Source organism: Paeniroseomonas aquatica (assembly GCF_030409335.1).
GTDB lineage: Bacteria > Pseudomonadota > Alphaproteobacteria > Acetobacterales > Acetobacteraceae > Belnapia > Belnapia aquatica.
In genome coordinates this window covers 1-5,655 of record NZ_JAUFPN010000115.1, presented here as the reverse complement: position 1 = coordinate 5,655, position 5,655 = coordinate 1, and the positions used below count along the sequence as shown (strand labels likewise).

Genomic DNA, 5,655 nt, shown 5'->3' with positions numbered 1-5,655 from the left:
GCCGCGGCAGGCCCGGTGGCGGGCACCCCCGCGGTGCCGGCACCGCCGGTGGTGGTGCCGCCGCCGCCGCCGCCGCCCGCGCCCGGGTCGGCCGCGGCCGCCAGCCCCTCCGCCGCCGCCTCGCAGGCGGCGCAATCGGCCTTGACCGCACAGTTGCCGCCCGTCGCCCAGGGGATGTCCCCGGCGGTCACCCGCGCCCTGGCCCCCTGATCAGGCGGCCGCGGCCAGCTCCGGCCCGGCCAGGCTCTCCCGGATGAAGCGGACCAGCGGCTCGGCCAGCGGGTTCTGCCCGGCGGCATCGCCGAAGACGCACATCTCCGCGGTGCCGAGCGCCGGCAGCCCGTGCACCTCGACCAGCCCCGGCGGCAGGCCGCTGCGGCCGAGCACGCTGAGGGCGAAGCCCGCCTGGGCCGCGGCGGCGACGCCGAGCAGGCTGGCCGAGACATAGACCACCTCGAAGGCCAGCCCGGCGCGGGCCAGCGCCGCCAGCGCGCGGTCGCGGAACATGCAGCCGGGGGGCAGCATCGCCAGGGGCAGGGGGCGGCCTTCCGGCGCCGCCCAGTCGGGCGCGGCGACCCAGACCACCGCCTCGGTCCAGATCGGCCTGCCCTCGGTCTCGCCCTCCCGCCGCTTGCCCAGCACCAGGTCGAGCGCGCCCTTCTCCTGCGCGGCGCGGAGCTCGTGGCTGCGGCCGACCTCGACCTCCAGCGCCACCTCCGGGTAGGTGCGGGCGAAGCGGGCGAGCAGCGGGGCCAGGTTGCGCGGGACGAAGTGGTCGGCGACGCCGAGCCGCAGGCGGCCGGCGACCGGCGGGGCGATCATGCGCCGCACCGCCTCGTCGTTCAGCGCCAGGATGCGGCGGGCATAGGCGAGCAGGGTCTCGCCGTCGCGGGTCAGCACCACGGTGCGGCTGGTGCGGTCGAGCACCCGGCGCTGCACCACCTCCTCCAGCCGCTTCACCTTCAGGCTGATGGCGGATTGGGTGAGGCCGAGCGCCTGCCCGGCGGCGGTGAAGCCGCCGCGCTCCGCCACGGTGACGAAGCAGCGGAGCAGGTCGAGGTCGAGGTCGGGGATGCGCATGGGATGAGGATCGCTCATCCCATGCAGGCGTTCAATGAGCGGCGGTAATCAGACGTCCTCGTCGTAGCCGCCGCCGCCGGCGTCGTCCACGCCGCCGCTGTCGTAGCTGGCGCCGGTGTCGTAGCCGCCGCCCGAGGCGTCAGCCGTGCCGCCGGCATAGCCCTGATCGCCGCCGCCGCCGCCCCAGCCGTTGTCGGCCGCGGCGCTGGAGGGGTCGGTCCAGGGCGAGGAGGCCGGCACCGCTTCCTGGCCGAAGCCGCCGGCGGCGCCACCGGCATCCGACGCGGTGGAGGCCGCGGCCGCGCCATGGCCGCCGGAGAAGCTGTTCATCAGCATGTTGCCGAGCACCATGCCGCCGGCGACGCCCGCCGCCGTGGTCAGCGCGGTGCCGAGGAAGCCGGAGCCGCCGCGCTGCGGCTGCAGCATCCCGGGGTTGTAGTTCGGCGGGTAGACCGGCTGCGGCGGCGGCGGCATCGGCGCCTGCTGCGGCCGTCCGCCGCCCCCGAACATGCCGCCGAACAGCCCGCCGCGCTGCGGCTGCGCCGCGGCCTGCGCCTGGGACTGGGCGTTCTGCACCTCCCACTCGAGCTGGCGGATGCGGTTCTGCGCCTCGACCAGCGCCGCGTCCTGCACGAAGGCGGTCTGGGTGATGCGGTAGCGCGCCTCGGGGTAGCGGGTGAAGAGGTCGCTGATCAGCGCATCCGCGTCGCGGTCGACCGGCGGCAGGTTCGGCCGCGCCTGGGTGTTCGGCACGCTGCCGCCCCAGGGGTTGCCGCCGCCCGGCGCGGGTCCGGCGGCGACGCCGGCTATCCGCTCCACGAACTGGGTGATGATCCGGCGTTCGTCGTCGTTCATGGTCCTCGTGTCTCCCTGGTCTGCCCCGGCGGTCGGCCGCCCTGTTCTCGGGTCGGTCCGGCACTGCAGGCCATGCCGGCGAAATGGCCCGCCACCGGGAGCGTTTCAAGCGGCCTCGCCGCGCAAGCGGCAGCGCTCAGCCGATGCGGCGGGGCAGGCCGAGCCGGCGCCATTCGATCACCGGGCAGCGGTCCTCGACGTAGCGCAGCCCGGCGGCGCGGGCGCGCTCCCCGGCGGCGGCATCGCGGACGCCGAGCTGCAGCCAGACGCTGCGGGCGCCGAGCCGGATCGCCTCGTCCACCACCGCGCCGGCATCCTCGCTGCGGCGGAAGACGTCGACCATGTCGAGCGGGGCCGCCTCCGCCAGCGCGGCGACGGTGGTCGCGCCATGCAGGGCGCGGCCGGCGATGCCGGGGTTCACCGGGGTGACGTCGTAGCCGCGGTCCACCAGGAAGCCGCTGACGCCATGGCTCGGCCGGTCCGGCCGGTCCGAGGCGCCGACCACGGCGATGCGGCGGGTGGTGAGCAGGATGTCGCGGATCTCGCTGTCGGTCATGGCGGGCCTCCCTTGGTGGTGACGCTATCCGGGCGCGAAGCTGCCGCAAAGCGGGGGCAGAGGAAGGCCATGCGACACCTGCCGGCCCTGGCCCTGCTGCTGATCCTCACCGCGCTGGCGTGGTGGCTGCCCAACCGCGAGCAGGCCGGCGAGGTGCCGCTGCCCACGGACCGGTTCAACTCGGTCTCCTTCGCGCCGTTCCGCCCGGGGCAGTCGCCGCTGCGCGGCGTCTTCCCGAGCGCCGCCGAGGTGGAGGCCGACATGGCGCTGGTGGCGCCGCGGGTGCGGGCCATCCGCACCTATGCCGCGCTCGAGGGCGACTACGACATCGCCGCCATCGCCGCGCGGCACGGGCTCAAGCTCTGGGCCGGAGCCTGGCTGGGGCAGGATGCGCGGCGGAACGCCGCCGAGCTCGCCCAGCTGATCGAGACCGCCCGCCGCCACCCCGGCACGGTGGAGCGGGTGGTGGTCGGCAACGAGGTGCTGCTGCGGCGCGACCTGCCGCCCGCCGCGCTGATCGCGGCGCTGGACCGGGTGAAGGCGGCGGTGGCGCAGCCGGTGACCTACGCCGATGTCTGGGAATTCTGGGAGCAGTTCCCCGAGGTCGCCCGGCATGTGGATGTCATCACCATCCATATCCTGCCCTACTGGGAGGACAGGCCGACCAACGTCGAGGGCAGCATGGCGCATGCCCGGGCGGTGCTGGCGCGGATGCGGGCGCTGTTCCCGGGCAAGCCGATCGCCATCGGCGAGGTCGGCTGGCCGAGCCGCGGGCGCTGGCGGGCGGATGCGGCGCCGTCGCGCGTCGAGCAGGCGGTCTTCCTCCGCCGCTTCATCGCCTTGGCCGAGGCGGAGAAGCTCGACTACAATTTGATCGAGGCCTTCGACCAGGACTGGAAATACAAGTCCGAAGGCACGGTCGGCGCCGCCTGGGGCCTCTGGACCGCGGCGCGGGAGGCGAAATTCCCACTCCACGGCCCGGTGCGGGAAAATCCCTGCTGGGGCTGGTATGCCGCCGCCGCGGCGGCGCTCGGCCTCGGCCTCTGGGCCGCCGCGGGGCGGGCGATGCCGGGGCTGGCCTTCGCCTTGGGCAATGCGCTGGCCTTCGCCTGGTGCGGGACGGTGCCCTATGCCTTCGACATCCATCTGGGTCTGGCGGCGGCGGTGAACCTGGCCGGGCAGGGGGTGCTGGCGGTGCTGCTGCTGCGCCGGGCCGCGCGGGGCGAAGGCCTCTCCCGCGGGGCGGGCCCCGCGGGTTCAGCGGGCGCCCTGGCGCGGCTGCGGGTGGCGCTGCGGGGAAGGCTGGACTGGCGGGGATGGCGGGGCTGGGCCTTCGAGGATCTCTGCGCCTGGTTCCTCTTCGCCGCCCTGGTGCTGCAGCTGCTGCTGGTCTTCGACCCGCGCTACCGCGACTTCCCCTTCGCCGCCTTCGCCGTGCCGCTGGTCGTCGTCGCGGCCAGGGCTTGGCGGGGCGACTGGCCCGGCCACTGGCCGGGGAAGGCGGAGGGCTGGATCGGCGGCAGCCTGGCGCTGGCGGCGCTGGCCGGCGCGGCGCTGGAGGGGCCGGCCAATCTCGAGGCCCTGGGCTGGTCGGCCTGCGCCCTGCTGCTGGCGGCGCCCGCGCTGTCTCCCGCCATCGCGCGCCGGCTCGGAACCCCTCGGCCGGCCGGCCCGTGATCCCGGCGCCGCACCGCCCCTGCCATCGCCCCAGCCGCCGCCCGAAGCGCCCGATGCCGGCTTGCCAGACGCGACGCCGCCCGGCATTCCTCAGGCGCTGGCGGGCCTGTAGCTCAATGGTCAGAGCGGACCGCTCATAACGGTTTGGTTGCAGGTTCGAGTCCTGCCGGGCCCACCAGCGCCCCCCGGCATCCTCGTCAGGGCGCCGGGTCGATCGCCACCGTCGCGGTGCGGCCCGACAGCAGCCGGATCCCGGGCGGCGGGGTGTCGATCGCGATGCGCACCGGCACCCGCTGGGCCAGCCGCACCCAGCTGAAGGTCGGGTTCACGTTGGCCAGCAGGTTGGGGCCGGCGGCGCGGTCGCGGTCCTCGATGGCGCCGGCGATGCTCTCGACCCGGCCGGTCAGGATGCGGCTCTCGCCCATCAGCCGGACCCTGGCCACGGCGCCGGGGGCGATGCGGGGCAGCTTGGTCTCCTCGAAGTAGCCCTCGACCCGGATGGTGTCGGTATCCAGCAGGGCGAAGACGGCACGGCCGGCGGTGACGTAGTCGCCCGGGCGCAGGTCGAGGTTGGTGACGGCGCCGTTCACCGGGGCGAGGACCCGGGACCGCTCGAGGTTGAGCCGGGCCAGGTCGCGGTCGGCGATGGATTGCTGGTAGGCGGCGGCGGCCTGCTGCGCATCCGCGGTGGCGCGCTCCTGCGCCTGGACCGAGACCGCGCTCTGGTCGAGCCGGCCCAGCCGCTGGGCGTCGCGCTGCGCCTGCTGGTAGACGCTCCAGCGGGAGAGGGCGGCGGCCTCGGCCTGCTGCACCGCCAGCTCGAAGCGGGTGCGGTCGATCTCGAACAGCAGCTCGCCGCGGCGCACCGCTTGGTTGTCCCGCACCGCCACGGCGGCGACGAGGCCGGAGACATCCGGCGTGATGCCGACGACATCGGCCCGCACCCGGCCGTCCCGGGTCCAGGGCGCCAGCATGTAGTAGTCCCAGAGCTGCCAGCCGGCGAGGCCGGCGAGCAGGACGGCGAGCAGGGTGAGGGCGACGCGGCCGGCTTGGCGCTTCATCGGTCGATCCAGGCGGTAAGGGCGACGATGCCGCCGAGGAGGAGAAGGAAAAGGGCGGCATCGAACAGCGGCGGATGCCAGACCCGGGCATAGATCCCGGCCCGGATGAGGGCGCGGCGCAGCAGGCTGCTCAGCAGCAGCGCCAGCAGCGCCCAGACCAGCAGGGCCGGGAGGTAGATGCCGAAGATGTCGAGTTCGGCGATCATGCGGCGAGGCCAAGCGGGCGCGGCGCCGGCAGCGGCGGCGGCGGGGCTTCGGGGAACAGGGCCATGCGCAGGCCCGAGAGGGCGAGGGCGGCCGGGCGGATGCCCGGGCCGGCGGTGCCGCAGGTGGCGGCCACCGCCGCGTCGATCCGCGCCAGGGTGGCGGCGGGCGGCAGGCCGGCCCGGGCGAGGCCGGCGGCGGCGGCGGCCGCGGCGGCGACCG

Annotated in this window: 7 protein-coding genes, 1 tRNA gene and 1 pseudogene; 2 read left to right on the top strand and 7 right to left on the bottom strand. The window is 75.6% G+C overall.

Going from position 1 to position 5,655, the window contains the following annotated elements:
* The 4 genes from QWZ14_RS10760 to QWZ14_RS10745 form a co-directional block, all read right to left on the bottom strand.
* Positions 1 to 191: hypothetical protein (locus tag QWZ14_RS10760; RefSeq protein ID WP_290316658.1), on the bottom strand; the 191-nt coding region annotated here is incomplete at its 3' end.
* A 19-nt stretch (positions 192 to 210) separates the two neighbouring features.
* Positions 211 to 1,080 carry a LysR family transcriptional regulator gene (locus QWZ14_RS10755; RefSeq protein WP_290316657.1) on the bottom strand — a complete coding sequence of 290 codons (870 nt, stop codon included), beginning with the start codon at positions 1,078 to 1,080 and terminating at the stop codon, positions 211 to 213.
* 48 nt (positions 1,081 to 1,128) lie between these two features.
* The gene (locus QWZ14_RS10750) at positions 1,129 to 1,935 is read right to left on the bottom strand and encodes a DUF2076 domain-containing protein (protein ID WP_290316656.1); all 807 of its coding nucleotides are present in this window, start codon (positions 1,933 to 1,935) and stop codon (positions 1,129 to 1,131) included.
* A gap of 136 nt (positions 1,936 to 2,071) precedes the next feature.
* The gene (locus tag QWZ14_RS10745) at positions 2,072 to 2,491 is read right to left on the bottom strand and encodes a CoA-binding protein (protein ID WP_290316655.1); all 420 of its coding nucleotides are present in this window, start codon (positions 2,489 to 2,491) and stop codon (positions 2,072 to 2,074) included.
* Between the two features lie 69 nt (positions 2,492 to 2,560).
* On the opposite strand from QWZ14_RS10745, the gene QWZ14_RS10740 reads away from it, so the two are divergent.
* Entirely contained in the window at positions 2,561 to 4,168 is a 1,608-nt protein-coding gene (locus tag QWZ14_RS10740) for a glycoside hydrolase family 17 protein (protein ID WP_290316654.1), read from the top strand.
* A 102-nt stretch (positions 4,169 to 4,270) separates the two neighbouring features.
* Positions 4,271 to 4,346 (top strand) — tRNA-Ile (locus QWZ14_RS10735).
* Between the two features lie 19 nt (positions 4,347 to 4,365).
* Here the strand turns inward: QWZ14_RS10735 and QWZ14_RS10730 are convergent.
* The 3 genes and pseudogenes from QWZ14_RS10730 to QWZ14_RS10720 all read right to left on the bottom strand — a co-directional run.
* The gene (locus tag QWZ14_RS10730; protein ID WP_290316653.1) at positions 4,366 to 5,229 is read right to left on the bottom strand and encodes an efflux RND transporter periplasmic adaptor subunit; all 864 of its coding nucleotides are present in this window, start codon (positions 5,227 to 5,229) and stop codon (positions 4,366 to 4,368) included.
* A complete protein-coding gene (locus tag QWZ14_RS10725) occupies positions 5,226 to 5,435 on the bottom strand; it encodes a DUF1656 domain-containing protein (RefSeq protein ID WP_290316652.1) in 210 nt (69 codons plus the stop codon). Before QWZ14_RS10725 ends, QWZ14_RS10730 begins: the two co-directional genes overlap by 4 nt.
* A pseudogene (locus QWZ14_RS10720) lies at positions 5,432 to 5,655 on the bottom strand (MotA/TolQ/ExbB proton channel family protein); the annotation flags it as partial. The gene QWZ14_RS10725 and the pseudogene QWZ14_RS10720, both read right to left, overlap by 4 nt.

What these genes read in the sequence shown, in the direction of transcription:
- QWZ14_RS10755 (WP_290316657.1), bottom strand. Translation starts at nt 1,080, where the DNA reads ATGCGCATCCCCGACCTCGACCTCGACCTGCTCCGCTGCTTCGTCACC.
- QWZ14_RS10750 (WP_290316656.1), bottom strand. Translation starts at nt 1,935, where the DNA reads ATGAACGACGACGAACGCCGGATCATCACCCAGTTCGTGGAGCGGATA.
- QWZ14_RS10745 (WP_290316655.1), bottom strand. Translation starts at nt 2,491, where the DNA reads ATGACCGACAGCGAGATCCGCGACATCCTGCTCACCACCCGCCGCATC.
- QWZ14_RS10740 (WP_290316654.1), top strand. Translation starts at nt 2,561, where the DNA reads ATGCGACACCTGCCGGCCCTGGCCCTGCTGCTGATCCTCACCGCGCTG.
- QWZ14_RS10730 (WP_290316653.1), bottom strand. Translation starts at nt 5,229, where the DNA reads ATGAAGCGCCAAGCCGGCCGCGTCGCCCTCACCCTGCTCGCCGTCCTG.
- QWZ14_RS10725 (WP_290316652.1), bottom strand. Translation starts at nt 5,435, where the DNA reads ATGATCGCCGAACTCGACATCTTCGGCATCTACCTCCCGGCCCTGCTG.